This window comes from Streptomyces sp. NPDC096040 (assembly GCF_040303265.1).
Lineage (GTDB): Bacteria > Actinomycetota > Actinomycetes > Streptomycetales > Streptomycetaceae > Streptomyces.
Map to the genome: position 1 here is coordinate 109,934 of NZ_JBEOTA010000001.1, position 26,696 is coordinate 136,629.

23 protein-coding genes and 1 tRNA gene are annotated in these 26,696 nt (G+C 68.9%); 8 read left to right on the forward strand and 16 right to left on the reverse strand.

Annotation, left to right across the window (positions count from 1 at the left end):
* Positions 1 to 49 precede the first annotated feature (49 nt).
* The gene (locus ABTY98_RS00530; RefSeq protein ID WP_352218639.1) at positions 50 to 712 is read right to left on the reverse strand and encodes a methyltransferase family protein; all 663 of its coding nucleotides are present in this window, start codon (positions 710 to 712) and stop codon (positions 50 to 52) included.
* A gap of 483 nt (positions 713 to 1,195) precedes the next feature.
* Here ABTY98_RS00530 and ABTY98_RS00535 point away from each other — a divergent pair, with 483 nt between their 5' ends.
* Positions 1,196 to 1,525, forward strand: a complete 330-nt coding sequence (locus ABTY98_RS00535; protein WP_352218640.1) for a DUF8825 domain-containing protein — start codon at positions 1,196 to 1,198, stop codon at positions 1,523 to 1,525.
* 47 nt (positions 1,526 to 1,572) lie between these two features.
* Here the strand turns inward: ABTY98_RS00535 and ABTY98_RS00540 are convergent.
* Positions 1,573 to 1,644: transfer RNA gene (locus ABTY98_RS00540), tRNA-Val, on the reverse strand.
* Between the two features lie 206 nt (positions 1,645 to 1,850).
* Between ABTY98_RS00540 and ABTY98_RS00545 the strand changes: the two genes are divergently transcribed.
* Together ABTY98_RS00545 and ABTY98_RS00550 are read left to right on the forward strand one after the other, a co-directional pair.
* A complete protein-coding gene (locus tag ABTY98_RS00545) occupies positions 1,851 to 3,242 on the forward strand; it encodes a hypothetical protein (protein ID WP_502994103.1) in 1,392 nt (463 codons plus the stop codon).
* Positions 3,243 to 3,308: 66 nt separating this feature from the next.
* Positions 3,309 to 3,848, forward strand: a complete 540-nt coding sequence (locus ABTY98_RS00550) for a DUF4383 domain-containing protein (RefSeq protein WP_352218641.1) — start codon at positions 3,309 to 3,311, stop codon at positions 3,846 to 3,848.
* Here the strand turns inward: ABTY98_RS00550 and ABTY98_RS00555 are convergent.
* The 3 genes from ABTY98_RS00555 to ABTY98_RS00565 form a co-directional block, all read right to left on the reverse strand.
* Positions 3,836 to 5,002, reverse strand: a complete 1,167-nt coding sequence (locus ABTY98_RS00555; protein WP_352218642.1) for an amidase domain-containing protein — start codon at positions 5,000 to 5,002, stop codon at positions 3,836 to 3,838. The genes ABTY98_RS00550 and ABTY98_RS00555 overlap by 13 nt on opposite strands.
* Before the next feature lie 134 nt (positions 5,003 to 5,136).
* Positions 5,137 to 6,435: a polysaccharide deacetylase family protein gene (locus tag ABTY98_RS00560; RefSeq protein ID WP_352218643.1), complete on the reverse strand. Its 1,299-nt coding sequence runs from the start codon at positions 6,433 to 6,435 to the stop codon at positions 5,137 to 5,139.
* A 47-nt stretch (positions 6,436 to 6,482) separates the two neighbouring features.
* On the reverse strand, positions 6,483 to 8,597 hold the full coding sequence (locus ABTY98_RS00565) for a transglycosylase domain-containing protein (protein ID WP_352218884.1): 2,115 nt from the start codon (positions 8,595 to 8,597) through the stop codon (positions 6,483 to 6,485).
* A 614-nt stretch (positions 8,598 to 9,211) separates the two neighbouring features.
* On the opposite strand from ABTY98_RS00565, the gene ABTY98_RS00570 reads away from it, so the two are divergent.
* Complete coding sequence (locus ABTY98_RS00570) at positions 9,212 to 9,418, forward strand: FmdB family zinc ribbon protein (protein ID WP_352218644.1); 207 nt, start codon at positions 9,212 to 9,214, stop codon at positions 9,416 to 9,418.
* Here ABTY98_RS00570 and ABTY98_RS00575 read toward each other — a convergent pair.
* The 3 genes from ABTY98_RS00575 to ABTY98_RS00585 are packed head-to-tail and all read right to left on the reverse strand — an operon-like array spanning position 9,415 to position 13,989.
* Complete coding sequence (locus ABTY98_RS00575) at positions 9,415 to 10,239, reverse strand: HAD family hydrolase (RefSeq protein ID WP_352218645.1); 825 nt, start codon at positions 10,237 to 10,239, stop codon at positions 9,415 to 9,417. The two genes, ABTY98_RS00570 and ABTY98_RS00575, sit on opposite strands and share 4 nt — an antisense overlap.
* Positions 10,239 to 12,788, reverse strand: a complete 2,550-nt coding sequence (locus ABTY98_RS00580) for a phosphoribosyltransferase (protein ID WP_352218646.1) — start codon at positions 12,786 to 12,788, stop codon at positions 10,239 to 10,241. The genes ABTY98_RS00575 and ABTY98_RS00580 overlap by 1 nt, the downstream gene beginning before the upstream one ends.
* 28 nt (positions 12,789 to 12,816) lie before the next feature.
* The gene (locus tag ABTY98_RS00585) at positions 12,817 to 13,989 is read right to left on the reverse strand and encodes an HpcH/HpaI aldolase/citrate lyase family protein (RefSeq protein WP_352218647.1); all 1,173 of its coding nucleotides are present in this window, start codon (positions 13,987 to 13,989) and stop codon (positions 12,817 to 12,819) included.
* Positions 13,990 to 14,165: 176 nt separating this feature from the next.
* Between ABTY98_RS00585 and ABTY98_RS00590 the strand changes: the two genes are divergently transcribed.
* Positions 14,166 to 14,957, forward strand: coding sequence for a TerD family protein (locus ABTY98_RS00590; protein ID WP_352218648.1), 792 nt, complete (start codon positions 14,166 to 14,168; stop codon positions 14,955 to 14,957).
* An 18-nt stretch (positions 14,958 to 14,975) separates the two neighbouring features.
* On the opposite strand, the gene ABTY98_RS00595 is transcribed toward ABTY98_RS00590, so the two are convergent.
* The 6 genes from ABTY98_RS00595 to ABTY98_RS00620 all read right to left on the reverse strand — a co-directional run bounded on the left by ABTY98_RS00595 (position 14,976) and on the right by ABTY98_RS00620 (position 19,582).
* Positions 14,976 to 15,710 carry a TerD family protein gene (locus ABTY98_RS00595; protein ID WP_352218649.1) on the reverse strand — a complete coding sequence of 245 codons (735 nt, stop codon included), beginning with the start codon at positions 15,708 to 15,710 and terminating at the stop codon, positions 14,976 to 14,978.
* 120 nt (positions 15,711 to 15,830) lie between these two features.
* Entirely contained in the window at positions 15,831 to 16,976 is a 1,146-nt protein-coding gene (locus ABTY98_RS00600) for a DUF475 domain-containing protein (protein ID WP_352218650.1), read from the reverse strand.
* Between the two features lie 132 nt (positions 16,977 to 17,108).
* Positions 17,109 to 17,684 (reverse strand): TerD family protein, encoded by a 576-nt coding sequence (locus tag ABTY98_RS00605; RefSeq protein WP_352218651.1) that lies wholly within the window; start codon positions 17,682 to 17,684, stop codon positions 17,109 to 17,111.
* Between the two features lie 131 nt (positions 17,685 to 17,815).
* A complete protein-coding gene (locus tag ABTY98_RS00610) occupies positions 17,816 to 18,391 on the reverse strand; it encodes a TerD family protein (RefSeq protein ID WP_352218652.1) in 576 nt (191 codons plus the stop codon).
* 176 nt (positions 18,392 to 18,567) lie between these two features.
* A complete protein-coding gene (locus tag ABTY98_RS00615) occupies positions 18,568 to 19,026 on the reverse strand; it encodes a peroxiredoxin (protein ID WP_352218653.1) in 459 nt (152 codons plus the stop codon).
* A 118-nt stretch (positions 19,027 to 19,144) separates the two neighbouring features.
* A complete protein-coding gene (locus tag ABTY98_RS00620; protein WP_352218654.1) occupies positions 19,145 to 19,582 on the reverse strand; it encodes a DUF3052 domain-containing protein in 438 nt (145 codons plus the stop codon).
* 414 nt (positions 19,583 to 19,996) lie between these two features.
* On the opposite strand from ABTY98_RS00620, the gene aceE reads away from it, so the two are divergent.
* A complete protein-coding gene (gene aceE, locus ABTY98_RS00625; protein WP_352218655.1) occupies positions 19,997 to 22,744 on the forward strand; it encodes a pyruvate dehydrogenase (acetyl-transferring), homodimeric type in 2,748 nt (915 codons plus the stop codon).
* A 70-nt stretch (positions 22,745 to 22,814) separates the two neighbouring features.
* Positions 22,815 to 23,666 carry a potassium channel family protein gene (locus tag ABTY98_RS00630; RefSeq protein ID WP_352218656.1) on the forward strand — a complete coding sequence of 284 codons (852 nt, stop codon included), beginning with the start codon at positions 22,815 to 22,817 and terminating at the stop codon, positions 23,664 to 23,666.
* 33 nt (positions 23,667 to 23,699) lie between these two features.
* On the opposite strand, the gene ABTY98_RS00635 is transcribed toward ABTY98_RS00630, so the two are convergent.
* Positions 23,700 to 24,026, reverse strand: a complete 327-nt coding sequence (locus tag ABTY98_RS00635; protein WP_352218885.1) for a small hydrophobic protein — start codon at positions 24,024 to 24,026, stop codon at positions 23,700 to 23,702.
* A gap of 279 nt (positions 24,027 to 24,305) precedes the next feature.
* Positions 24,306 to 25,925, reverse strand: a complete 1,620-nt coding sequence (locus ABTY98_RS00640) for an MFS transporter (protein ID WP_352218657.1) — start codon at positions 25,923 to 25,925, stop codon at positions 24,306 to 24,308.
* A 66-nt stretch (positions 25,926 to 25,991) separates the two neighbouring features.
* Between ABTY98_RS00640 and ABTY98_RS00645 the strand changes: the two genes are divergently transcribed.
* On the forward strand, positions 25,992 to 26,627 hold the full coding sequence (locus tag ABTY98_RS00645; protein WP_352218658.1) for a TetR family transcriptional regulator: 636 nt from the start codon (positions 25,992 to 25,994) through the stop codon (positions 26,625 to 26,627).
* Positions 26,628 to 26,696: the final 69 nt, after the last annotated feature.

The following is a 26,696-nucleotide window of genomic DNA, read 5'->3' on the forward strand; positions in this document are numbered from 1 at the left end:
TCATTCCGGGCCGGGGACGCTGTCAGTGGCGGCCGGCAGCACCCGCCACCTAGGGCACATACGGTCCTGGGCCACTGCTGCTCACATGGCCACGGCGGGGACCGACCCGGGCGGGACGCGTCCACGGGATCAGTGCCGGGACGCGGTCGCGGTAGGCGACGTACGCAGCGCCGAACTGAGCGGCCATGAGCCCGTCCTCGGTCCGGACCCGGCGCAGCAGCCACGGAACGACGATCGCCAGGACGGCTATCCAGACGCCGAAGCCGCAGGCCAGCATGGCGCCGACAACCAGTCCGAGCAGGCCGGTGTAGATGGGGTGGCGCACCAGCCGGTAGGGGCCCTCCGTACGCAGCTCGTGGTGCTCCTGGACCATCGGGACACTGGCCCACATCGTGCCCAGGACCCAGCGGGCCCACAGCAGCAGAGCGGTGGAGGCGACGGCAAGCAAGCCGCCCAGGAGCGCGAGCTCAGGCTGCCAGTACCGGAGACCGCGCCAGAAATCCTCGGAGTGCCTGACCAGCGTGGAAAACAGGTAGGCGACTGTGATCAGCACAACCCGGCGGGGCAACGTGCGACGCAGTCCGCGCATCCAGCCGCGCATTCCGGCCTGGCTCCTCACACCGAAGTAGACAGCACCCGCGATCCAGGCCACGACAAATATCAGGACGCAGACGCCGGTGAGAGCAACGAGTGCCGAGTGAAGTGAACCCATGCCTCAAGGCTCCTCCGAGTGCGAAGCGGATCTCAACCACCCACGGGCTGATGGAGAGGCCTCCACCCACGGATGGAGACCCATCAAGGGAAGGCGCCGACCCGCTCCCGGTGTTGATCCCCGGATACATCCCGAAGTCATCCCAGTTGACGATCAGCAGCCGGGGCGTCGGGCGGCTGCCCCAGTAACCCACTCGACCGCTCCGCAGGGGCGACGGCTCCAAGCGTCCATGCCCGCAGTCCGAGACCCCACCGGACGTCACGCACGGGGATAGGACGTCGCCGACGCGGGAGTGGCGTCACCTCCGGTGTTACGTACACCAACAGCCACGGCCGGGGAGCGACGCCGCTGCTCAACGCGGACGAAACCGCCGACCAGCTGGCCGGCACAGGGCGGCCGGACGTCAGCTCTCCGCCCCACTCGAACGCATGAACCCCACGAACCAACTCGCCACCTAAAATCGAACAGGCGTAGCATTGCGGCGTGGCTGCGACCTATGACTTTCCGAGTGACCTCCTCGCCGGTCAGGAGGAGCTGCATCAGGTCCGGGCCGAGCTGTCGGCCCTGCTGAAGCGGCTCCCCTGGTCGGTCGAGCCGCTGGACGGATTCAGCGATGACGGCGGCTGGCGCAAGGTGGAGCGCCCCGCCTCCCCGGGCTGGACCGGGGACGAACAGGCCGAGGTGGAGAAGCTGCGCCGCCGCGAACACGAACTCGCGGTGTTCGTCAGCGGCCACCGCTTCTGGGCAGAGGTGACGGCTACGGACCGCGTGGACGCCCGAAGCCGCCTCAAGCACGCGCGCGAGGAGGGCTGACAACGCGAGAGGACCCCGGCCGGATCGGCCGGGGTCCTCTCATGACGTGGGCGCGGACGGTTTCGAACCGCCGACATCCTGCTTGTAAGGCAGGCGCTCTACCCCTGAGCTACGCACCCGGAACGAGTCGACAGCCTACATTGCCCGAGGCACTGTCCCGCAAACCCGTATTCGGAACCCGTATCCGGACCGACCGCGCCGGGAAGTGCCGCGGACCGATCACGCCAACCGCGAACTGACCGCCCCGTGTGTTCGTCTTTCACTGGTGGGAGAATGTCAGCACCGCCAGCACTCAGGGGCGCACCGCGGCACGGGAGAGGGAGAAGTGACGGCGACATCGGCGACTTCGGCGGCATCCGAGCAGTCGTACTCGCCTTCCGAGCGGGACCGGCGTACCCCTCTGCGGGACGTCCTCGCCCTTGTGAGTCTGCCGTTGCTCGCCGTGCTGGTGGTGCCCGGGGCGTTCGCCGGGGGTGGAACCCGGCGGTGGTTCGGGGGGCGGGCGGACAGTCAGCGGGCCGAGGCGCAGGCGGCCAAGGACGCCGCGGCCAACGCCTTCTACGAGCTGGACACCGCCCAGCGGGATCTGCGGATCTCCATAGAGACCATCTCCGCCGTCGACGACACGCCGGCCGCCCGTCGTGCCGTCTCCGACTTCGAGGCCCTGGGGCGGCGGATCGACGAGGTCAGCAACCGGTACATCCAGGCCATCGACGCCTATGACCTGGACCGGGACGACCTCGAAGCCGCGGTCGCGTCGCGGGCGCGGGCGGAGATCTCCGGGGCCAAGGACGAGCTGGTCCGGGTCAAGGGGGAGCTGGACCGGTTCGGGGATTCGCTCGGGCCGCTGCTCGGCAAGGCGGAGACGCAGCTGGCGCGGCTCGCGCCGGCCGTGGAGCGGGCCCGGCAGGCGCTGCTTGCGGCCAGCAACGCCCTCGACGCCGTGCGGGAGACCCGGCTCAGGGCCGATGACCTCGCGGCCCGGCTGGCCGCTCTCGCGCCCGAGCTGACCAGGCTCAATCAGGGGGCCGGACAGCACGGTGTGCAGGCCACGCTGGAGCGGGCCGGGCGGGTGCAGCGGGAGGCCGAGGCCATTCGGGTCGAGGCGGAGCGGCTGCCGGAGAAGGCCGCCGAGATCGATCACCGGCTGGTGAGTCTGCGGACGCGCGCGCAGGCGCTGACCACCCGGGCCGGGCAGGTCGACCCGGTGCTGAGTGAGCTGCGGCGGCGGTTCGCGGCCGCCTGCTGGCAGGATCTGCAGCAGGTGCCCCGGCAGGCCGGGGAGAACGTCCGGCAGGCCGAGCTGAAGCTGAAGGAGGCGCAGGCCGCGCGGGACGCGCAGAAGTGGGCGGACGCCACCTCACTGCTGTCGACCGTGCGGGCGCTGCTGAACAGCACCGACGAGGCGGTGTCGGCGGCCGGTGACCGGCTGGCCCGGCTGAACGCCGTACAGAAGGATCCGCAGGCGGAGATCGAGCGGACCCGGTTCGCGATCCGGGACGCGCAGCGGCTGGCGATGTCGGGGCGGAACAGTCCCGATCCGCGGCACGCGCGGCCGCTGGACGACGCGGTGGCGCGGTTGGACGGTGCGATCGGGACGCTGGAGGGGCGCCATCCCGACTACTGGCACTTCCTGACGGAGACGGAAGCGGTACGCGCGTCGGTCGCTCGGGTGGTCGCGCAGATCCGGGAGGACCGGGGCGCCTCTCACCCGTGAGCCGTTGCCGACCGGTCGGCGCGGGCGGATATTGGATAGACCCGCATTCGAGATCAGGAGGCGGAGATGGCCTCGCACACAGCGCGCTCGGGAACGCGGCGGCGGATCATGTTCGACGAGGCACTGCCTGTCGATCACCGCCTGAACACGGTCTACCGGATCGGGGCGGGCCTGATGGGTCTGTTCCTGCTGGCCTTCGGCATCCTCGGGCTCACCGACAACATCGGATTCTTCGACACCGGCGGGAACACCGCGATGGGCCTGAACACCAACGGTGCCCTGAGCGTGCTGTCGATCTGCGTCGGCGTCCTGCTGTTCGTCGGGATGGTGATCGGCGGGAACTTCGCGTCCACGCTGAACCTGGTCCTCGGCGTGCTGTTCATCCTGAACGGCTTCCTGTTCCTGGGCCTGCTCGACACGGACTCGAACTTCCTGGCCTTCAAGATCCAGAACGTGCTGTTCAGTTTCGTGGTGGGCATCGTGCTGATGGTGTTCGGGATGTACGGCAGGGTCAGTACGAACCTGCCGCACGACAACCCGTACTGGCGGGCCCGCCACCCCGAGGCGGAGCAGCGGGCCGGCACCGCGCGTGATCAGGTGCGGTAGGCGTAGTAGTACGCGTTCGGGTACGACGCGATGAGGCTCGCCACCGACCTGCGCAGGGTGTTGTTCGAGTGGTACGTGACGTACGGGATGCCGTTGCTCTTGTACGTCACGATCATCGTGTGGTCCTTGGACCCGTCCCGGTCGAAGTCCATCTGGAGGACGTCGCCGACCTCCAGCTGGTAGACGTTGGCGAGCGGGGTGGTCCGCTTGGAGTTCTGGGCGAACCAGGACCACTCGTTGACGCCGACGAACGAGTCCGACTGGATGTCGGCGTTGCCGAACCACTTGGTGTAGTCGTAGACGTAGCCCGGGACGTGCTTCCAGCCGCCGGCCTTCAGGGACTGGCTGACGAAGTTGGTGCAGTCGCCGCCGTCGGCGTGCCCGTTGAAGTCGGGGTAGTCCGTGTTGTAGTTGTTCCAGTACTTCTCGGCGTAGGCCGCCATGGCCTTGTAGTCGTACGCGGTGCTGGTCTTCGGTACGGCCACGGGGTTGCGGGTGGTGGCCGCGCGCGGGGCGTTGGGCATGGTGGTGCCGTCGTCGCCGGTGGCGGGTGCCTTCACCGAGGGCTTGGACAGGGTGTTGACGGCGAGGCCGCCGTTGTCCGTGTCCTTGATGGTGGTGAGCTGCCAGGTGCCCTGCCGGTCCGCCTTGAAGGTCAGTTCGTGGTGGGACTGGAAGCCGGTGGTCTTCGGCTCGTTGCCGGTGGCCTTCGCGTAGGTCAGCGTCGTCGTCTCGGTGACGTCGGCCTTGGCGGTGCGGCCGGTGACCCGGGTCGCGTCGAGCGTGACCTGGGTGTTGCCGGCGCTGTACGTCTCACCGAGCTTGGCGAGGCGGTTCTGGCGGCCGCGCAGCTGGGTCAGCGCGGAGTTCTCGTCACGCGACTGGGTGCTGGAGAGGCGGACATCGCCGGAGAAACGAGAGGTGCTCTGCTTCTTGGTGGCCCCGTCGACGAGGGCCTGGGTGCGGTCGGTGAAGACCGCGTCGGCCAGCTTCTGGAAAGTGGCCTTGGTCGCGGCGTCCACGGTCGGATCGTCGACGACGGCCGCGCCCGCGCTCCAGTTGGGCACGAGGGCGACGCCGGCGACGACCGAGGCAGCCGCCGCCGTGACTATGGCCGTGCGGCTGCGCTTACGGCTCAGTTTTCTGGATTTCAATGGTGTTCCCCTCTACGCCGGTACGCCTACCGGGCGACGGCATCTTCGCACGACGTGTGCGGCACCTGTGAAGGGGGTTGCACCTGGGATCCGCTTTGTGTGCCACGTACTTGGACCGTGTCACCCTGCGGCGGTCACTTGACGATGGTCGACCAGTCGGCCGGGGCCTGGGCCGGGTCCAGGGTGCGCAGCCGGGCCAGGGTCTGCGGGTCCTGGGCGTCCATCCAGTCGGAGAGTTCCTTGAAGGAGACGCACTTGACGCCCTTCTTGGTGCATATCTTCGGGATGACCTGGTCGATGGCCTTCATGTAGATGCCGCCGTTCCAGTCCTCGAAGTGGTTGCCGATGAACAGCGGGGCCCGGCTGCCGTAGTAGACGCGGTTGAAGCCGTCCATGTAGGACTCGACGGTCTGCTGCTGCCATTCGGCGTACTTGGCGGGGTCGCCGTCGGTCTCGCCGTTGGACTGGTTGTAGAGGAAGTTGAAGTCCATGGAGAGGCCCTGGTAGTCGCCGCCCGGGTAGGGGAGCATCTGGAGCGGGAAGTTCCAGACGCCGTCCTTCTTGGCGGGCCATATCTGGAAGTCGCCGGGTGAGCTGGCGTCGTAGCGCCAGTTGTAGCCGTACTTCTGCAGGGCCTTGAGCAGGTTGGGCTGGCCCTCCAGGCAGGGGGCGCGGCCGCCGACGACCTCCTGCTTGAAGTCGAAGGGCAGGGCGGGGATGTCCTTGTAGCCGGTGTTGGTCTTCCAGTTCTCCACGAAGTCGTAGAACTGGTCGATCTCGCTCTTCCACTGTGCGACGCTCCAGTCGCCGCCGCCCTTCTTCTCGCAGAAGTGGCCGTTGAAGTGGGTGCCGATCTCGTTGCCCTGCTCGTACGCCTCGCGCAGCTGCTCCAGGGTGGTGCGGATGTGCGCGTCGGTGGCGTAGTCGATGGCGGCGTCGCCCGGGGAGTGCATCGGCCCGGTGTAGAGCGTCTTCTTGCTCTTGGGCAGCAGATAGATGCCGGTGAGGAAGAAGGTCATGTGGGCGTTGTACTCCTTGGCCATCTCCCGGTAGTGCGAGAAGAGATGGTCGTCGCCCTCCAGGGCGCCGTCCCAGGAGAAGACGACGAACTGGGGCGGCTTCTCACCCGGTTTGAGCTTCTCGGGCTTCAACTGGTCCTTCTGCGGCCCGGTGTACGACGTCGACCCGTCCCCGAGGATCTTGGTCTTGCCGTCCCACTTCGGGCTCGCCGACGGCGACGGGGAGGCCTTCCTGCTGCCGGCGGCGGTGGGTGCGGTGTCGTCCTGTCTGGTCAGCACCAGATAGCCCGCGACGAGGGAGGCGACGACCAGGAAGGCCGCCAGGGTCATGAACTCCGGGCGGGCTGGCCGGCGGTCGCGGGCGGGCGCCTTGCGGCGGTGGCCGCCGGTTGTCGACTTCGTGCGGGGCTTCATGCGGGGCTCATTCTGCGGGTGGTGTGGGGAGCTTCGGGCTTCGGTGGTCAGTCAAGGCCCATGGCCTGTGCCCAGACCGCGTACGGGACGTTGTCGTCGCCGGTACCGGCGAGTCCCTTGAGCGGGAGCGGCTCCAGGGATTTGTTCAGGTCGATGCGGTACACGACGACCGACGTGGTCACGGAGGAGACCGTGCCGGTGTACCAGGAGGCGGTGTCCTTGCCGGTGGCGTTGGTGGTGCCCGCCTTGCCCGCCGCCCCGGTGCCGACGGTAGCGGTCGGGTGGGCGAGGCGGAACGATTCGGTGAGTGCCTGCTCGACGTCCTCGGCCACGTCGTCGCGGACCGCGCGGGTCGGCTGCGGGGTGTCGAGGGCGACGCGGCGGCCGTTGCGGGTGATCTTGGCGACCGAGTACGGCTCGGTGTGGTCGCCGCCGGCCGCGAAGGTGGCGTACCCGCTCGCCATCCGGATCGCGCTGGGCGTGGAGCTGCCCATGGACAGCGTCGGCACCTGCGCCCCGATGCTGTCGGCGAGCAGCCCGGAGGCCACCGCGGTGGACCGCACCTTGTCGAGCCCGGTGTCCATGCCGAGTTGCATGAACGGGGTGTTCACGGACCGGGCGAGGGCCTGGGCCAGGCTGATCTGCCCGTAGGAGGTCCCGTTGTCGTTGTTCGCGTAGACCTTCTTGCCGCTGCGGTCCCAGTACGGCCCGTCCGGTGTCGTGACCGGGACCTTGTTGTCACCGTCGTAGACGGTCTCCGGGGTGACCGCGGTGCCGGCGCCGCCGCGCTCCCTGTGGATGCCGTTCTGGAGGCCGGCGGCGTAGACGAAGGGCAGGAAGGAGGTGCCGGCCGGGACGGTGGTCGAGTTGGACTCGTTGTAGCCCTGCGTACGGTGGTCGGGTCCGCCGTACACGGCTACGATCCGCCCGTCGGTGGCGACCGAGGCGGCGCCGTAGTGCGCGGCCTCGGCGAGCTTGGGGTCGCTGTCCTTGGCCGCCTTGCGGGCCTTGGTCACGGCCTTGGTGAGGGTGTCCTCCTTCTTGCGGTCGAAGGTCGTGTAGATCTGGTATCCGCCGAGGTCGAACTGCTTGTCCGAGATATGGGCGGACTTTTTGGCGTACTGCTGCGCCAGTTCCACCAGGTAGTCGCTCTGACTGCCGGTGTCGTACATCTTGTTGGTCTTGATCGGTTCCGGGAAGGTCTTGTACTGGGCCCGCTCGGCCGGTGTCAGCTTGCCGATCTTGACCATCCGGTCCAGGATCCAGGACCAACGCTCCACGGCCCGCTTGTGGTTGGCGTTGCTCAGCGTCGGGTCGTAGAGCCCGGCGCCCTTGAGCAGTGAGGCGAGCATGGCGGCCTCGCTGGCGTTCAGCTGGCCGACGTCCTTGCCGTAGTAGGCCTGGGAGGCGCGCTGGATGCCGTACGTCCCCCGGCCGAACCAGCTGGTGTTGAGGTAGCCCTCCAGGATCTGGTCCTTGCTCATCCTGTTGTCGAGCTTGAGGGAGATCATCGCCTCGGTGAACTTGCGGCTCACGGTCTGGTTCTGTGTCAGGTAGACGTTTTTCACATATTGCTGGGTGATGGTGGAACCACCCTCGGTGTCCCCCTGGCCAATGGTCCGGTACAGGGCCCGGGTGATGCCCTTCACCGAAATGCCGGGGTCGGAGTAGAAACTCTCGTTCTCCGCCGCGAGGACCGCCCACCGCACGTCCACGGGTATGTCCTTGAGCGGCATGTCCTGCCGCTGCACCCATCCGGTCCGGGCCATCGGTGTGCCGTCGGACCAGAAGTAGACATTGTCCTGCTGGGTGGCATACGTGTTGAGGTTGGACGGTATGTCCGTGGCGGCGTAAGCGACGACGAGGAACAGCCCGGTCAGCCCGACAGCCCCGGCACAGCCTCCCAGCCACTGCCGCCAGGACGGCATCCAGCGCCGCCATCCGGCCCGGCCGGGCCGCGGGTACTGCGGCCTCAACTTCCGCGCGTACGGCGCCAGTGGCGCGAGTCGGGGCCCCACTAGGGCCCGGAACCTCGCCACCGCCGCCAGCACCCGTTCACGCGGCGACGGGCGGGCGCTGCGGCGCCGCTCGGCACGGCCGCCCGAGGCCACCGACTCCGGCTCCGGCTCCGACTGCCGTTGTCCGGGCACCCGGATCTGCATCGTGACGTCCGCCCGCAGGGCGTCCACCTTCAGATGCAGGGTCTCGTCATGCGCGGGCGGATCCGACTTCTTCCGCCGTACCCCCTCACGGCGCGCCGGGACGTCGCCCTCGCCCTCCCCCGCCTTCGCGGCGTCGGCCTTCTCGGCCCGCAGGGCGTGCAGCTCCTTCCACAGGGCCTCCGCCTTGCGCCGTGCGATCTCCTGCGCCCGCTGAGCGTCGTCGCCCTTCTGCGACAGAGCATGCTCCGCGCGCAGGCCGTCGACTTTCAGATGCAGGGTCGCGTCCGGTTCGAACGGCTTTCGATCCCGGGATCCGGCCTGGTCATTGCCGTCATCCGGGTCGCCCGTCCGCTCCGATGCGTCCGTCACGACTGCGTCTCCCCTCGCACTCGGTCTTGCGCGCGCGGTTAGACACGACGGGTGGCAGGTCCGCGGCGGGCGCGGCGCTGCGAACCCCCCTCATCCCCCGGTCTTTCGGCTCCTCGCGGCCAGCTCAAATTATCAGCGATCTTTTCAATATCTCCGCACAAGTATCGGACAGAAAGGAACACTCATGAAATTCTGAGGTGTAGTGATGCCCATCACTCCCTCATCACTCCCGTTAGCCTGTCCCCATGCCCCGCTACGAGTACCGCTGCCGCACCTGCGGCGACACCTTCGAACTGTCCCGCCCCATGGCCGAGTCGTCCGCTCCGGCAGCATGCCCTCACGGGCATGAGGACACCGTAAAGCTCTTGTCCACGGTGGCGGTGGGCGGTACGGCCTCGACCCCGGCCGCCCCCGGCTCCGGCGGCTGCTGCGGCGGAGGCTGCTGCGGCTAGGGGGCGTCCCCGCTCTCCGTACGGACCGCCGTCAAGAACTCCCGCAGGATTCGTTCTCCGGCGAGCACTCCGCGCTCCGGCAACGCGACGACGGCCGGCCCGGTCCATCCGGCGTCGGCCAGCTCCCCGTGCCCCGGCCGCCAGCCACGGTCCGCGGCCAGCAGCAGGTCGGCGTCGAGCAGCGAGTCCCCGGCGGCCAGCGTCAGCTCGGCCCCGGTCCGCCGCGCGATCTCCCGCATCGCCGCGCTCTTCGTCAGCGGTTTCGGCACGGCGTAGATCTTCCGCCCCTGCAAGGACACCGTCCAGCCACGGTTCTCGGCCCACACCGCGAGGCTCTTCACCCACTCCTCGGGCAGCAGCTCCCGCTCCACGACCAGGTAGGCGAAGAGGTCCTCGGCGATCCGGTGCTTGCGCAGCCACACCGGATCGGCGTGCTCCATCAGATACGCCCGCACCTCGTCCAGCGGCGCGCACTCGCCGGCCAGCCGCGCCAGCACGTGCCCGTGCCAGTCCCCGTCGGACACCCCGTCGACCAGCAGATGCCCGCCGTTGGCACAGATGGCGTACCGCGGCGCGGGCCCCGGCAGACTGATCCGCTCGTACTGCTTACGGGTCCGTGTGGTCGTCGGCACGAAGACGGCCGCGTCCCCGAGGTCGGTGAGCAACCGCGCGGACGTCTCGGTCATGTACGACAGCGGCTTGCTCTCGTGCACCTCCACACAGAGCAGCCGGGGCGCCCGCGCGTCCGGCATGGTCAGCGCCAGGGCACCCGCCGAGTAGATGAGCGTACGGTCGAGATCGCTCGCCACCAGCACCGCCATCAGACGTTCACCGCCCTGCCGTCGGCACCGGTCGCCCCGCGCGTGTACTTGGGATGGATCAACCCGACACAGGTGTACGGCAGTTCGCCGACCTCCTCCACCGGCACACCTCTCTGCTCGGCCAGCAGCCGCACATGGTCCAGGTCGGCGCCCGCCCCGGCCCGCGCCAGGATCTTCCAGGGCACCCGGCGCAGCAGCACCCGGGTGGTCTCCCCCACGCCCGGCTTGACGAGGTTCACGTCGTGGATGCCGTACTCCTCGCTGATCCGCTCGACGGCCGCCCAGCCCTCCCAGCTCGGCGTGCGGTCGGCGACGGCCATCTCCTTCACGGCCTCGTCCACCGCGTCCACGACCTCCTCGAACCGGGCCGCGATCGCGTCCAGGAAGGCCACCGACACATCGGCCCCGGCCAGCTCGCGGTAGAACTTCGCGCCGTGGAAGTCGTCAGGACCCACGAGGTCGGACCGCAGCACGGTCCGTGAGATCAGCCCGGAGACGGTCGAGTTGAGGCAGGCGGAGGGGATCAGGAAGTCCTCCCGGGTGCCGTACGTCCGCACGCACGAGCCGGGGTCCGCGAGCACCGCGATCTCCGGGTCGAACCCGGAGACGCCCTCCCGCTCCTCGAACTCCTCGACCGCGTCGGCGAGTTCCCGGGTGATCGCGCCCTTACCGGTCCAGCCGTCCACGAACACGACGTCACGCGGATCGTGATGGGCCGCCAGCCAGCGCAGCGCGTTCGCGTCGATACCGCGGCCGCGCACGATCGACACGGCGTAGTGCGGCAGCTCGACGCCGTACCGGAACCGCGCCCAGCGCCGCATCAGCACACCCACCGGGGTCCCGGCGCGCGCCAGCGAGACCAGCACCGGCCGGGGCGACCGCTCGGCCATCACGGTCTCCGTCACCACCCCGACCGCCTGCGCGATCCGGGCGGCCGAGGTCTCCAGGGCCGCGTGGAAGAGCGCCTGGTACCGCTCGCTCGGCTGGTACTCCACCGGCAGCGACTCGGCGTAGTGCGCGCCGCCGCTCTGGATCGCCTCCTCGCGCTCCTCGGTCGGCGCCTCCAGCGTGACGTCCGAGAGGTCCTGGAGCAGCCAGCCGACGTCCTCCGGCGGGTACGAGGAGAAGGCGGGGCCGCGGAGGGGCTCGGGCAGCATGGCGGGGCTCTCTTCGGTCAGCGCGGGGACGTACGACGGTACAACCGCGAGCAGGACGTGCGGGGCATGCGCGCCGAGCCGGGCCAACAGGCCGTCGGGCGCGTGCAGTTCGGGGGTGTCGCCGGCCGAGTCGACAAAGACGACCACGGCGTCGAAGCCGGCGCCGGCCACGTTGTACGCGTAGCGCTCGCCGGGGCCGTCGGCGGGGTTGTCGTGGGCCGGGAAGACGAGGCGGCTGCGGATGGCGTAACCGGGGTCGTCGACGGCCAGGACGGGTGAACGGGTGGTGGTGGAGTACCGCACCTCGGCGGTGACGAGGGCCTCCAGTTCGCGGGCGACCCGGAGGGGGGCGTACATCAGCTCCTCGAAGCCGAGCGTGAGCACGCGGCGGGCGTCGGGGGGCAGGGCCTCGGCGAGGCGCGCGGCCATGGTGGGAAGCGCCGTTTCGAGGCGTATTCGGTGGGCGGGGGTGAAGCCGTGGCGGCCGCCGTCGGGGAGGCCCCGGGGCCAGTGCAGGTCGATGTGGGTGACGTGGGGGGTGGTGCGGTTGTCGTTCGGGTGCGGGCCGGTGGGGGCTGGTCGCGCCCACGCGGCGGTAGCCGCAGATTCGACACCGCCCCGCGCCCCTGGGGGGTTGCACCTGGCGTCGGCTTCGGGGGCGACGCCCTGAAGCGCCTCGTACCGCGCCACCAGTTCCTGCCCCTTCTCCAGCACCCCCTCCGGCAGCCGTACCGTCCCCGAAGCCGACGCCACCAGGTCCACCCGCGCGTCGATCTCCCCGGCGAACGACGTCAGTCGCCCCGCGTCCGCCGCCGAGCGCATATCCACCAGAGCCACCACGACATAACGTTTCCGCGGATAGCGGGCGTGCAGATCCCTGATCGTGTTCAGGATCGTGTTGCCCGTGGAGAACTCGTCGTCCACCAGGACCAGCGGGCCGTCGCCGGCCAGCAGCGCGGGGTTCTCCGGGAGCAGCAGATGCGAGGTCGCGTGGGAGTGGGACTCCTCGAAGCCGCCTGCCGGGGCGATGCCGGGCACGGGGCGGCGGGTGGAGTGCAGGTAGGGGGCGAGGCCGACGCCGTCCGCGACGGAGTGGCCCAGGCCGGTGGCCGTCTCCGCGTAGCCCACCACCACCGCCCGGGCCGCCTCCTCGTCACCGAGGAGTTCACGTACCCGGCGGCCGAGGGCGAACCCGTGGCCGTACACCACCGACGGCGACTGGGGCACATGCTTGCCCAGCACGCTGGAGACCAGGAGGTGGGCCCGCTTGGGGTTGCGGCGCAGGGCGAGTCCGAGGAGGGACCGCAGACCGTCGTCGCCCACGAGTTCGACGCCGAGCCGGTCGGCGACCCAGCTGCCGGACCAGTCCCCGTTGTTCAGTGCGATGTTCATGCGCTTCCTGTGTCGTCCCCTAGGCCCGTCAGCCGGGGATTCCGGCGGCGAGCAGCTCCACGAAGCCGACGTCCTCGTTGGCCACGCCGAACACCTCGGCCCGCAGCATGGTCCGCTCGGCCCAGGCGCGGTGCGGCTTCACCTCGTTCATCTTGTTCGTGTACGCGGAGCGAAGTACACCCCCGCCGCCCCGTTCCGGCCGCAGGATGTCCTGGGCGTCGGAGAACTCCTCGTGACTGACGACCGACAGCGCGTGCACGGGGACGACATGCGAGGGGTGGATGCAGGTCTTGCCGAGCAGCCCGTTGGCCTGGTCCAGGGAGATCTCTCTCAGCAGGCCGTCCATGGCGTGCTCGATGAGCCGGTCGCGCAGCTCCACGGCCTGCTCCGCCAGGAAGGGGCTGGAGCGCAGCATCGGCTTGAACATGCGCTCCGGCACCCGGAAGTACTCCCACACCGGCCCGGTCACCGTGAACCCGGTGCCGTCGGCCCGCCCCAGCATGTTCACCACGTCGGCGATGACGGAGGCGATGATCTGCACGTCGTAGGCGGTCATGTCGGGCGCCCGCCGCAGCCCGTACGACGAGCAGAAGTCGGTGACCCCGAGGCGCAGCGCCAGCACCTTGTCGCGGTACTTGTCGACGGCGCGGGCGATGCCCTCCAAGGCGTCCACGCGCGTCTCGCGGTACATCAGCTCGGGCGTCTCCAGGACGGGCATCCCGAACAGCCGGCGGCCGCTGCGCGCCTCGGCTCCGTCCAGGGCCTGCAGGAAGGGGATGCCGCGCTCCTCGGTGAACTTCGGGAACACGAACCCGGACAGCAGCGACACGCTGCCACCGAGCCGTCGTACGAGATCGGGGATCTGGTCGGGCTCGCGCACCCGGATGAAGAGCAGCGGAAGGGCCGCGCCCTCCCGCTCCCGCGCGGCCAGGTCGGCGAACTGGCGTACGAGGTTCTCCTCGCCCGCCACCACGTCCTCGTCGCCGATGGAGTCCTCCAGGCACAGCACCATCGAGACCACGCCGAGTCCCGCCTGCTTGACGATGTCGTCGGCGAGCCGCGCCCGGGTGGCCGGGCTGTACAGCGTGGCGCCCAGGGCCGCGGAGAGCAGCCGGGCCGGGGAGTCGGCGGTGAACTCGCACGGCTCCTGGTGGAAGAGGCGCTGGCGCACCTCAGGTGCGATGTGCCCGAAATGACGCATAGAACTCCCCCGTGGCGTGGGCCTAGCCTGTGTAATTGGTAAAGGGTGGCCGGTAATAGTACGTACAAAGCCATGTCGAGGGTTCCCGCCGGGCATGAATTCCAGGTAACCCGCCTGTGTCGGTCGCGAAGCCCCCCGCGTTGTCGTGACCAGGACCGAGAGGGCAGGATGACCGCATGACGCACGCGATGCTGAAGGGGTCGAACGTCCCGCTGGAAGCCACCACGGTCCGGGCGGTGCTGCGCTGGACCCCAGGGCAGGGAGTCCCGGACGTCGATGCCTCGGCGCTGCTCCTCGGCCCCGACGGACGTGTGCGATCCGACGAGGACTTCGTCTTCTACAACCAGCCCCGGCACCCCTCCGGGAAGGTCTGGCGGCTCGGCAAAAAGCGGGTGCCCGAAGGCCTCACCGACACGATCCAGACAGATCTCCCCGGTGTCGAGCCCAATGTCGGCCGAATCCTCCTGGTCGCATCGGCGGACGGCGTCCCGTTCGAACACGTACCCGCCCTGCGCATCCTGCTGTACGACGCCTCTGCCCCCGACGCCGAGCCGCTGGCCCACTTCGACATCAAGCCGGAGACCGGCGCCGAGACGGCCCTGATCTGCGGCGAGCTGTACCGCAGGGGCGAGGGCTGGAAGTTCCGCGCACTGGGCGAGGGCTACAGCAACGGCCTCAAGGGCCTGGCGACCGACTTCGGCATCTCGGTGGACGAGTCGGAGACGATGGAGGAGCCCGCGGCCTCCCAGCCCCTGCCGCCCGAGCAGCCGGCATCGGTCCCGGCCCAGCCGGCGTACGGCTACCCCCAGCCGACCTCACCGGCCTACGGCTACCCCGAGCCCGCGTACACCCAGCAGCAGCCCCAGTCGGGCTACGGCTATCCCCCACCGGCCCCGATCCCGGTGGCGACGGTTCCCAACGCGGATTTCCGGCTGCCGCCACAGGGCCCGCAGTTCATCGGGCGGTGACCGGATGCACCCGGCGACCTACCGCTCGGCCGTCTTGTAACCCCGCCCCCACTGCAGCCCCCACCCGTACAACCGATCCAGCTCCCCCTGGAACCCGTAGACGAACTTCACCTCACGCCGGACGACCAGCTCGCCCTTCACGTTCTCGATCATCACGACCGCGCACGACCGGGCCTGCGGATGCCGCTCGTCCAGGCCTATCTCGATCCGCGGCCCGTTGCTCGGGTACAGCGTGACGATCGCGTGGGTGCGGTCGAACGCCGGTGTCTGGTCGTAGATGTACACGAACACCAGCAGCCGCTTGATGTCATCCCGATGATCAAGGTTGACGTACATCGTCTCGCCGGACGCGGACCCGAACCGGTCGTCGCCGCTGAGCTTGACGTACGGCGGTGCGTTCACGTCCCCGAGCAGGCCACCGAGCGGCTGTACGACGCCCTTGCTCCCGTCGGTGAGCTCGTACAGCGCACCGAGGTCGAGGTCGACGTTGACCATGCTCTGCCCGTGCCCGAGCACCTCCGGCGGCTTGAGCGCCTTGAAGGGGTGCCGGAACAGACTTGCCCGCTGTTCGCCGTCGAAGTCGGACGTCCGCATCCGCCAGGCGAGGTTGATGCGCAGGTTGCCGGTGGCCGCGCCCTGCTTCGTCAGGGACACCTGCTGGTGCCGCTTGGTGAGTTCGATGGAGTTGGAAGCGGCACTGCCCGAGTCGAACTCGGCCGCCCTTCCGCCCAGCAGCCCGTCGAAGAAACCCATTCCCGCCCCCAGAGACTTCTGCCAACGCCTCGGGGCGGCCGACCGTGTCGGCCGCCCCGAACAGAGCGTTCCTCGCCAGGAAGGGTGTCACACCCTCCGTTTCCGGCCCGGTGAGCCGGTTCAGACGGCGGACGAGACCTCAGCCTTCTCGTCCGTCCCCGCTTTTCCCTCGGCCGCCGCCAGCCGCTGGTTGCGTCGCACGGAGGACCAGAACGACCAGGCGATCAGGACGACGCCGACGAGACCGGTGATGACCTCGTTGATCTCGTGCTGGATGGTGACCATCAGGAGGACCGCCAGCGCACCGATCGCGTAGTGGGCGCCGTGCTCCAGGTAGACGTAGTCGTCGAGAGTGCCCTGCCGGACCAGGTAGACCGTGAGCGACCGGACGTACATCGCGCCGATGCCGAGACCGAGGGCCATGAGCACGATGTCGTTGGTGATGGCGAACGCGCCGATCACGCCGTCGAAGGAGAAGGACGCGTCCAGGACCTCCAGGTAGAGGAACATGAAGAACGCGGCCTGGCCGGCGAGCACGACCGCCGACTTCTTCTTGCCGGTGCGCTCGGCCTCTTCCTCCTCCTCGTGCTCGCGCTCCTCCTCGGCTTCGAGCCGGTCCTCGAAGAAGCCGGAGAGGCCGCCGACGATCATGTACGTGATCAGGCCGGCGATACCGGCGATCAGGACCGTCTGCGCCTTGTCGGCATGGCCGCCGCCGTGCTGGTGGGCGTGGGTGGCGAAGGTGAAGGAGGTGATCAGCAGGACGATCAGGGCGATGCAGACCGCCAGCATGTCGACCTTGCCGAGCTTGGCCAGGGGGCGCTCGATCCAGCGCAGCCACTGGATGTCCCGGTCCTCGAAGATGAAGTCGAGGAAGATCATCAGCAGGAACATGCCGCCGAAGGCGGCGATCGCCGGGTGGGCGTCGGTGACCAGTTGCTGGTAGCGGTCCTTGTTGTTGAGCGCGAGGTCGACGGCCTCGATGGGGCCCATCTTGGCGGTGACCGCGACGATCACGACGGGGAAGACCAGCCGCATGCCGAAGACCGCGATGAGAACGCCGACCGTGAGGAAGATCTTCTGCCAGAAGGCGCTCATCTTCTTCAGGATTCCGGCGTTGACGACCGCGTTGTCGAACGACAGGGAGATCTCGAGGACGGCGAGGATCGCCACGATGCCGAAGGCCTCCCACCCCCCGTAGAAGACCGCGGCGACCAGGCCGAGCGCGGTGATCGCGAACGACCAGCCGAAGGTTTTCAGAAGCACTGGCTACCCAATCATGGTGTGGTACGGGTCTCTCCCGCGCCGTACTCGGCTTTACTCACTGTTGACCACGAAGTGTAGAGGGCACCGGTGTCCTACGGCTCGCGCGGGCCCCACATCCGGCTGTGACGGGTGCTACGAGACGTTCACACCGAAGTCGAGTGCGATACCCCGCAGCCCGGACGCGTAGCCCTGGCCGACGGCCCGGAACTTCCATTCGCCCTGGTACCGGTAGAGCTCGCCGAAGATCATGGCGGTCTCGGTGGAGGCGTCCTCGGACAGGTCGTAGCGGGCGAGCTCCTGGCCGTCGGCCTGGTTGACCACCCGGATGAACGCGTTGGAGACCTGGCCGAAGGTCTGGCCGCGCTCGTCGGCCATGTGGATGGAGACCGGGAAGATGATCTTGTCGCAGTCGGCCGGCACCTTCGGCAGGTCGACCAGAATCGATTCGTCGTCTCCCTCGCCCTCGCCGGTGAGGTTGTCACCGGTGTGCTCGACCGAGCCGTCGGGGCTCTTGAGCTGGTTGTAGAAGACGAACCACTCGTCGCCCATCACCCGCCCGTCCTTGCACAGCAGTGCACTGGCGTCCAGGTCGAAGGGGGCGCCGGTGGTGGAGCGGGCGTCCCAGCCCAGTCCGATCATGACGTTGGTGAGGTTCGGTGCGGCCTTGGAGAGGGAGACATTGCCTCCCTTGGCGAGCGTGACGCCCATGATGCTGGTCCTCCCCTGGTGGTACTTCTCCGGATGTCCTGCGCGTCCGGCGCCGACCGTAAACGGTGCGGCGCCGGACAGAGCGGACTTTCGAACGGCCCGAACTCCGACGTCCGGGGCGTTCGGACGGTTCAGACGTTGACGCCGAAGTCCTGGGCGATGCCGCGCAGGCCGGAGGCGTAGCCCTGGCCGATGGCACGGAACTTCCACTCCGCGCCGTTGCGGTACAGCTCGCCGAAGACCATCGCGGTCTCGGTCGAGGCGTCCTCGGACAGGTCGTAGCGGGCGATCTCGGTGCCGCCGGCCTGGTTCACCACGCGGATGAACGCGTTGCGGACCTGGCCGAAGGACTGCTGGCGGTTTTCGGCGTCGTAGATCGACACCGGGAAGACGATCTTGTCGACGTCGGCGGGGACCGTGGCCAGGTTGACCTTGATCTGCTCGTCGTCGCCCTCGCCCTCGCCGGTGATGTTGTCGCCGGTGTGCTCGACCGAGCCGTCGGGACTCTTGAGGTTGTTGAAGAAGACGAAGTTCTGGTCGCTGCCGACCTTGCCCGTCGAGTTCAGCAGCAGTGCGCTGGCGTCCAGGTCGAAGTCGGAGCCGGTCGTGGTGCGCACGTCCCACCCCAGACCGACGATGACGGCGGTCAGGCCCGGGGCCTCCTTCGACAGCGATACGTTGCCGCCCTTGCTGAGGCTGACTCCCACGAGTCCTCCCTTGTGGTGTCCAGGGGCGGAAAGCCCCCGTCGTGCTTCGGATACCGGATCAACGATTCGATCCTAGTGACGGGTTCCCGCCCCCCGCAGGCCCTGACCCCCGAAGATTTACGGGATGTCGGCCGTGTCGGCCCCCAGGGGATCGGCGAGCGGGTCCGCGAAGCGGTCTACAGGGCGTCGAGCGCCTTCACGTAGTCGTTCAGGTCGCGGGCGTCCGGCAGTCCGTTGACCACGGTCCACCGCACGACGCCCTCCTTGTCGATGACGAAGGTGCCGCGGACCGCGCAGCCCTTGGCGTCGTCGAAGACGCCGTAGGCGCGTGAGGTCTCGCCGTGCGGCCAGAAGTCGCTGAGCAGCGGGTACTCCAGGCCCTCCTGCTCGGCGAAGACGCGCAGGGTGTGGATGGAGTCGTTGGAGACGGCGAGCAGCTGGGTCTCGCGGTCCTCGAACTTCGGCAGGTTGTCGCGCAGCTCGCACAGCTCACCGGTGCACACGCCCGTGAAGGCGAACGGGTAGAAGAGCAGGACCACGTTCTTCTCGCCGCGGAGGTCGGACAGCTTCACGGTCCGGCCGTGGTTGTCCTTGAGCTCGAAATCGGGCGCCTTGTCGCCGACCTGGATCGCCATCGCTGCATCCCTTCGTAAGGGGCTGTTCGGGTGAGGACACCCTATGCGGCGGCTCTTGCGCGGCGATCACGGCAGGCCGACGGACGGGCCGGGACACGGTCCGTCCGTCGGCCGGGGCTCAGCGCTTCTTGGCGGCACCCTTCGGCGTCAGCAGCCGGCTGCCGTTCCAGTCCTTGCCCACGCTGACACCCTTGGTCTGCGAGAGGCCGGCGGTCGTGGCCGCCTCGCCGATGTCGCTCGGCTCGACATAGCCGTCACGGCCCGTCTTCGGGGTCAGCAGCAGGATCCAGCCGCCTTCCTCCATGTACGTGACGGCATCCACCAGCGCGTCCGTCAGGTCGCCGTCATCCTCACGGAACCACAGCACCACGGCGTCAGCCACGTCGTCGTAGTCCTCGTCCACCAACTCGGTGCCGATGGTGTCTTCGATGGACTCGCGGAGTTCCTGGTCGACGTCGTCGTCGTAGCCGATCTCCTGGACCACCTGGTCTGGCTGGAACCCCAGCCTGACGGCAGGGGTGGTCCGCTCCTCCGCGTGGTCCGCGGTCGCGCTCACGGGTTGCCTCCTGATCATGTCTTGTTGATTAACTCAGCCACGCGCGTGCGCGAAGCATTGGCCGTAGTCCACACGGGCGGGACGGATCGCGCAAGTACCCGGCCGTCCAGACCGCCGAAACGGTGACGATCCCGGCTGTGTCGCCGCAACTCCCGGCACCGTATCGCAGACAGGTGTGGCACACACCACTCCCTTTTGCCCGCTATGTTCCTTTCAGAATCATCCTCACATACGGCGGTCGAACGAGTTTGCCAAGCCTGTCACACCCCGGGCGTATCGTTGCGTTTTGGCCGTGACCGAGTTACCTCGCGGTAGAGATGACGTGCGCTGCCCCGAGGTGGACGATGGACAGCGGTGCAGGGAAACGCAGGGAATTGCAGGGAATCAGTGCCCCTCTGACAGGTAAGGAACAGCGTGGCTTCCGGATCCGATCGCAACCCGATCATCATTGGCGGCCTTCCGAGTCAGGTTCCTGACTTCGACCCCGAGGAAACCCAGGAGTGGCTCGACTCGCTCGACGCCGCCGTGGACGAGCGCGGCCGGGAACGGGCCCGTTATCTGATGCTCCGCCTGATCGAGCGCGCCCGCGAGCGGCGGGTGGCCGTACCCGAGATGCGCAGCACGGACTACGTCAACACGATCCCCACCCGCGCGGAGCCGTTCTTCCCGGGCAACGAGGAGATCGAGCGCAAGGTCCTCAACGCGACCCGCTGGAACGCGGCCGTGATGGTCTCCCGCGCGCAGCGTCCGGGTATCGGCGTCGGCGGCCACATCGCCACCTTCGCGTCCTCCGCGTCCCTCTACGACGTCGGCTTCAACCACTTCTTCCGCGGTAAGGACGATGGCCTCGGCGGCGACCAGGTCTTCTTCCAGGGGCACGCCTCCCCCGGTATCTACGCGCGCGCGTTCCTGCTGGACCGGCTCGGCGAGGAGCAGCTGGACGGCTTCCGCCAGGAGAAGTCGAAATACCCGAACGGCCTCTCCAGCTACCCCCACCCGCGCTCGATGCCGGACTTCTGGGAGTTCCCGACGGTGTCGATGGGCCTCGGCCCGATCGGCGCGATCTACCAGGCGCGGATGAACCGCTACATGCAGGCGCGCGGGATCGCCGACACCTCGAAGTCGCACGTCTGGGCGTTCCTCGGCGACGGCGAGATGGACGAGCCCGAGTCGCTCGGCCAGCTGTCCATCGCCGCACGTGAGGGCCTGGACAACCTGACCTTCGTCGTCAACTGCAACCTCCAGCGGCTCGACGGCCCGGTGCGCGGCAACGGCAAGATCATCCAGGAGCTGGAGTCGGTCTTCCGGGGCGCCGGCTGGAACGTGATCAAGCTGGTCTGGGACCGCACCTGGGACCCGCTGCTCGCCCAGGACCGCGACGGTGTGCTGGTCAACAAGATGAACACGACTCCGGACGGGCAGTTCCAGACCTACGCCACCGAGTCCGGCGCCTACATCCGCGACCACTTCTTCGGCGACGACCAGCGACTGCGCGCGATGGTCGAGCACATGAGCGACGACCAGATCCTGCACCTGGGCCGCGGCGGCCACGACCACCGCAAGATCTACGCGGCGTTCAAGGCGGCCACCGAGCACAAGGGCCAGCCGACGGTCATCCTGGCCAAGACGATCAAGGGCTGGACGCTGGGCCCGAACTTCGAGGGCCGCAACGCCACGCACCAGATGAAGAAGCTGACGGTCACCGACCTCAAGGGCTTCCGGGACCGGCTGCACCTGCCGATCTCCGACCGGGAGCTGGAGTCCGGCCTGCCGCCGTACTACCACCCGGGCCGGAACTCGGAGGAGATCCAGTACATGCACGACCGGCGCAAGGGGCTCGGCGGATACGTCCCGACCCGCGTCGTACGCTCCCAGCCGCTCGCCCTGCCGGACGACAAGACGTACGCGACCGTGAAGAAGGGCACCGGCCAGCAGTCCATCGCCACCACCATGGCGTTTGTACGACTGCTCAAGGACCTCATGCGGGACAAGGAGCTCGGCCGTCGCTTCGTACTGATCGCGCCGGACGAGTACCGCACCTTCGGCATGGACTCCTTCTTCCCGAGCGCGAAGATCTACAACCCGCTGGGCCAGCAGTACGAGGCGGTCGACCGCGACCTGCTGCTCGCCTACAAGGAGTCGCCGACCGGCCAGATGCTGCACGACGGCATCTCCGAGGCCGGCTGCACCGCCTCCCTGATCGCGGCGGGCTCGGCCTACGCCACCCACGGCGAGCCGCTCATCCCGGTCTATGTCTTCTACTCGATGTTCGGTTTCCAGCGCACCGGTGACCAGTTCTGGCAGATGGCCGACCAGTTGGCGCGCGGTTTCGTACTGGGCGCGACCGCCGGCCGTACGACCCTGACCGGTGAGGGCCTCCAGCACGCCGACGGCCACTCCCAGCTGCTCGCCTCGACGAACCCGGGATGCGTGGCCTACGACCCGGCTTACGGGTACGAGATCGCCCACATCGTCCAGGACGGGCTGCGCCGTATGTACGGCGGCGACGCCGAGCACCCGCACGGCGAGGACGTCTTCTACTACCTGACCGTCTACAACGAGCCGATCCAGCACCCGGCCGAGCCCGCCGACGTGGACGTCGAGGGCATCCTCAAGGGCATCCACCGGATCAGCACGGGCACGGGCGGCACCGTCCCCGCGCAGATCATGGCGTCCGGTGTCGCGGTCCCCTGGGCGATCGAGGCCCAGCGGATCCTCGCCGCGGACTGGAACGTGAAGGCCGACGTCTGGTCGGCCACCTCCTGGAACGAGTTGCGGCGCGAGGCCGTGGCCTGCGAGGAGCACAACCTCCTCCACCCCGAGGAGGAGCAGCGCACCCCGTGGGTGACGCAGAAGCTGAGCGTCGCCGAGGGTCCGTTCGTGGCCGTGTCCGACTGGATGCGCTCGGTTCCGGACCAGATCGCGCGCTGGGTACCGGGCACGTACCAGTCGCTGGGCGCCGACGGCTTCGGCTTCGCCGACACGCGCGGCGCGGCACGCCGGTTCTTCCACATCGACGCGCAGTCGATCGTGGTCGCGGTGCTGACCGAGCTGGCCCGTGAGGGCAGGCTCGACCGCTCGGTGCTCAAGCAGGCCATCGACCGGTACCAGCTGCTGGACGTGGCGGCGGCGCATCCGGGCGTGGCGGGCGGCGACGCGTAGCCGCTGCGCTCGGCTTCGGCCGGAGCAGGCCCGCGCCCCTCGGGGCGCGGGTGATGCCTACGATGCCCACATGGAGCGACAGTCAGCACAGGCGCGTTGGGAGCAGTTCACCCAACGGCCCTTGCTGGTACTCGCGGTGGCCTTCGCCGTCGCCTACGCGCTGCCGATCGTGGACGGTTCCGCGGGACATGTCCTCACCGCCGTGTGCACGGCGGCGGAGTGGGTGGTGTGGGGGGCGTTCGCCGCGGACTACCTCGTGCGGCTTGTGCTGGCGCCCCGGCGCAAGGAGTTCGCGCGGACGCACTGGACAGACCTGTGCGCGGTGGTGCTGCCGTTGCTCCAGCCGCTGCGGCTGCTACGGCTCGTCGCGACGCTGACGCTGGTGGGGCGGCGGGCGCGGATGGCCTCGCAGATCCAGCTGACGACGTATGTGGTGGGCGCGGTCGTCGGACTGCTGATGTTCGGGTCGCTCGCCGTGCTCTCGGTGGAGCGGGACTCTCCCAACGGGAACATCCGCACGCTGGGTGACGCACTGTGGTGGTCGTTCACGACGATGACCACGGTGGGGTACGGCGACCACGCACCGACGACCGGGCTGGGCCGGATGATCGCGGTCGGCCTGATGCTGTCCGGGATCGCCCTGCTGGGTGTGGTGACCGCGAACATCGCGGCGTGGTTCATCGCGCGGTTCGAGAAGGACGACGTGGAGGAGCGGCGGCAGACCGAGGCGATCGCCTTGCTGACGGAGGAGGTGCGGGCACTCAGGGCCGAGGTCGCTGCCTTGCGGGAGGGGGTGGGGGCCGAGGCCGGCCTACGCTCACCGGCGCCGGCCGGGTGCCGCTGCGCCCACCCTCCCCCACTCTCGGCTTCGCTCGAGCGGGGGGACCCCCATCGCCCCAGCGGCACGACTGCCCGCAGCTAGGCAGGGGCGCGACCGGCCCCCACCGGTCCGCAGCTACATCACCGATACGCCTGCCAGCCAGAACAAGGCCAGCAGCGTGTCGATCGCCCCCAGCACCACCGCCACCAACGCCGGTATCGAGTGGTTCGGCGACCACCTGCGGCCCATCGACAGCCAGCCGCACACCAGCGCCGCCGGCCCCAGCACGATCCCGAGGGCGAAGAAGCCGACCACGGCGAATATCGTGCCGATGATCCCCAGCGTCCCGCGGTCCAGCCCTCCCCCACTCTCGACTCCGCTCGAGCGGGGGGACCCCCATCGTGGACCTGTACGGCCACGTGAACGGGGGTACCCGCGTGTTCGTTGCCCGAAGCTCGCCATCATCAACTCCCTGGTCTCCATGGACTGTTCGGGTGTGATGACCGGGTACCCCTGTTCCGCGTCCGCAGACCTGCCCGCGCGCTGCCCCCCTCCAGCAGCGCGCCGTGGCCCGGGTGTCCCCCCATGCCCTGCGGAGGACTTGACCCACTGTGACCTGCGGCGCGTGCCAAGAGCGAGGAATCCTTGGCGGAGTCACCCTGATAGGCGAACTCCGCCACAGGAAACCGGACATACCGGCCCGGCGTGTTGCGCGGGACGCGTTGCGCGGGATGCGTTGCGCTAGATGTGCCCGACGCCCGCCCCGCCGTCCGCGTTCTCGCCGCGCTTGGTGAGCAGCGCGACCAGGATCGCGACCGCCGCCACACCCGCCGCGACCAACGAGGCGAGGCTCATACCTGAGATGAACGTGTCGTGGGCGACGCCGGAGATCTTCGCGGCGATCTCCGCGGGCGTGCCCTCGGCGACCGGCGCGACACCGACCTGGACCGCCTCGGAAGCCTGCGCGAGCTGTGCGTCGGTGAGCTTCGGCAGCCCCGCGTTCGCCCAGTTGCCCGGCAGGGCGCTGTCGACCTTGGAGGCCATCACGGCGCCCAGGACGGCCGTACCGAGGCTGCCGCCGATCTGCATCGCGGCCTGCTGGAGACCGCCGGCCACGCCGGACAGCTCCATCGCGGCGTTGCCGACGATGACCTCGGTGGCGCCGACCATGACCGGCGCGAGGCCGAGACCGAGCAGGGCGAACCAGATGGACATCACCCCGCTGCCGGTGTCCGCCTTGAGGGTGGACATCCCGTACATGGCGATCGCGGTGGCCGCCATGCCGCCGGCCAGCGGGATCCGTGGGCCGAGCTTGGTGATCGCGGCGCCGGCCAGCGGGGAGCCGACGATCATCATGCCGGTGAGCGGGAGGAGGTGGAGGCCGGCGTCGACCGGGTCCATGCCGTGCACGTTCTGCAAGTAGAACGTCACGAAGAACAGGCCGCCCATGAAGGCGATGGCCATCAGGACCATGAGCACGACGCCCGCCGAGAGCGGGACGGAGCGGAACAGTCCCAGCGGGATGAGCGGCTCCTTGACCCTCGTCTCCCAGAAGGAGAAGAGGGCGAAGCCCAGCACCGACACGGCGATGAACGTCCACGTCATGCCGTCGCCCCAGCCCCAGCTCGGCGCCTTGATGAGCGCCCAGACCAGGCAGAACATCGCGCCGGAGAGCAGGGCGATGCCGAGCAGGTCGAAGGAGCGCGGGGCGTTCTCGGCGCGGTGGTCGCGCAGGATCAGGACGCCCAGGACCAGGGCGAGCAGGCCGACCGGCACGTTGATGAAGAACACCGACTGCCAGCTGACGTGCTGGACCAGCACACCGCCGAGGATCGGGCCGCCCGCGGTGGAGGCGCCGATGACCATGCCCCAGATGCCGATCGCCATGTTGAGCTTCTCGGCCGGGAAGGTGGCGCGGAGCAGGCCGAGCGCGGCCGGCATCAGCAGGGCGCCGAACAGGCCCTGGAAGACGCGGAAGGTGACGACCAGGCCGATGCTGTCGGACAGGCCGATGGCGCCCGAGGCGGCGGCGAAGCCGACGACGCCGATCAGGAAGGTCTGCCGGTGGCCGAAGCGGTCGCCGAGCTTGCCCGCGGTGATCAGGGAGACCGCGAGGGCGAGGAAGTAGCCGTTGGTGATCCACTGCACCTGGGCGAAGGTGGCGCCGAGGTCCTTCTGGATCGCCGGGTTGGCGATGGCCACGATGGTGCCGTCGAGGGCGACCATCATGACCCCGACGGCGACGGTGATCAGGGTGAACCAGGGGTGGCCGCGCAGGCCGGAGGCCGGCGGCTGTTCCGGCAGGGCTGTAGGTGTTGCGTCCCCCGACCCCGCCGTGTCGATCGTGGTCTGACTAGTCATACCTTCGAGGCTAGTGACAGCCGCTGACAGTTGACAAACGAAATCACTAGTCAGTAACTGTCAGACATGGAAACGTTGCGCGAACGCAAGAAACAGCGCACCCGGGACACGCTGCTGCGCAACGCGCTGGAACTGTTCGTGACCCAGGGCTACGAGCACACCACGGTGGACGAGATCGTCGAGTCCGTCGACGTCTCGCAGCGCACCTTCTTCCGCTACTTCGCCAGTAAGGAGGACGTGGCCTTCTTCGTGCCACGGCTCACCGAGGCGCACTACGTCGAGGCGGTGCGCCGGCGCCCGGCCGAGGAGACCCCGCTGGAGGCCCTGCGCCGATCCGTCATGGACAGCTGGGAGAGCATCGAGGAGGCCATCGAGCGGTACGTCCCGGTGGAACTGCTGATGCGCACGTACAGGATGATCGAGGCGACCCCGGTCCTGTTCGCCGCCCACCTGCGGCGCCAGGCGGAGACGGAGGAGGAGATCGCGCGGATCGTCGCCGAGCGGGAGGGCGTCGACCCGGACACCGACCCCCGGCCCCGGCTCGTGGTCGCCGTGTTCGGCGCGGTCATCCGGGTGACCGAGCGTCAGTGGTCGGTCGGCGACGACTTCAGCGTCACGGCGATGCGCGAGCTCACCGCGTCCTACCTCGATCAGGTGGGACCGGCGCTCACCGGGAACTGGCGCGAGAGCCACGGGAGCTGAGACGGGCCGCACGAGCCGGGATCGGCCACGCATTTGCCGAAACGTGATAACTGTCACTCAGTTACCGCG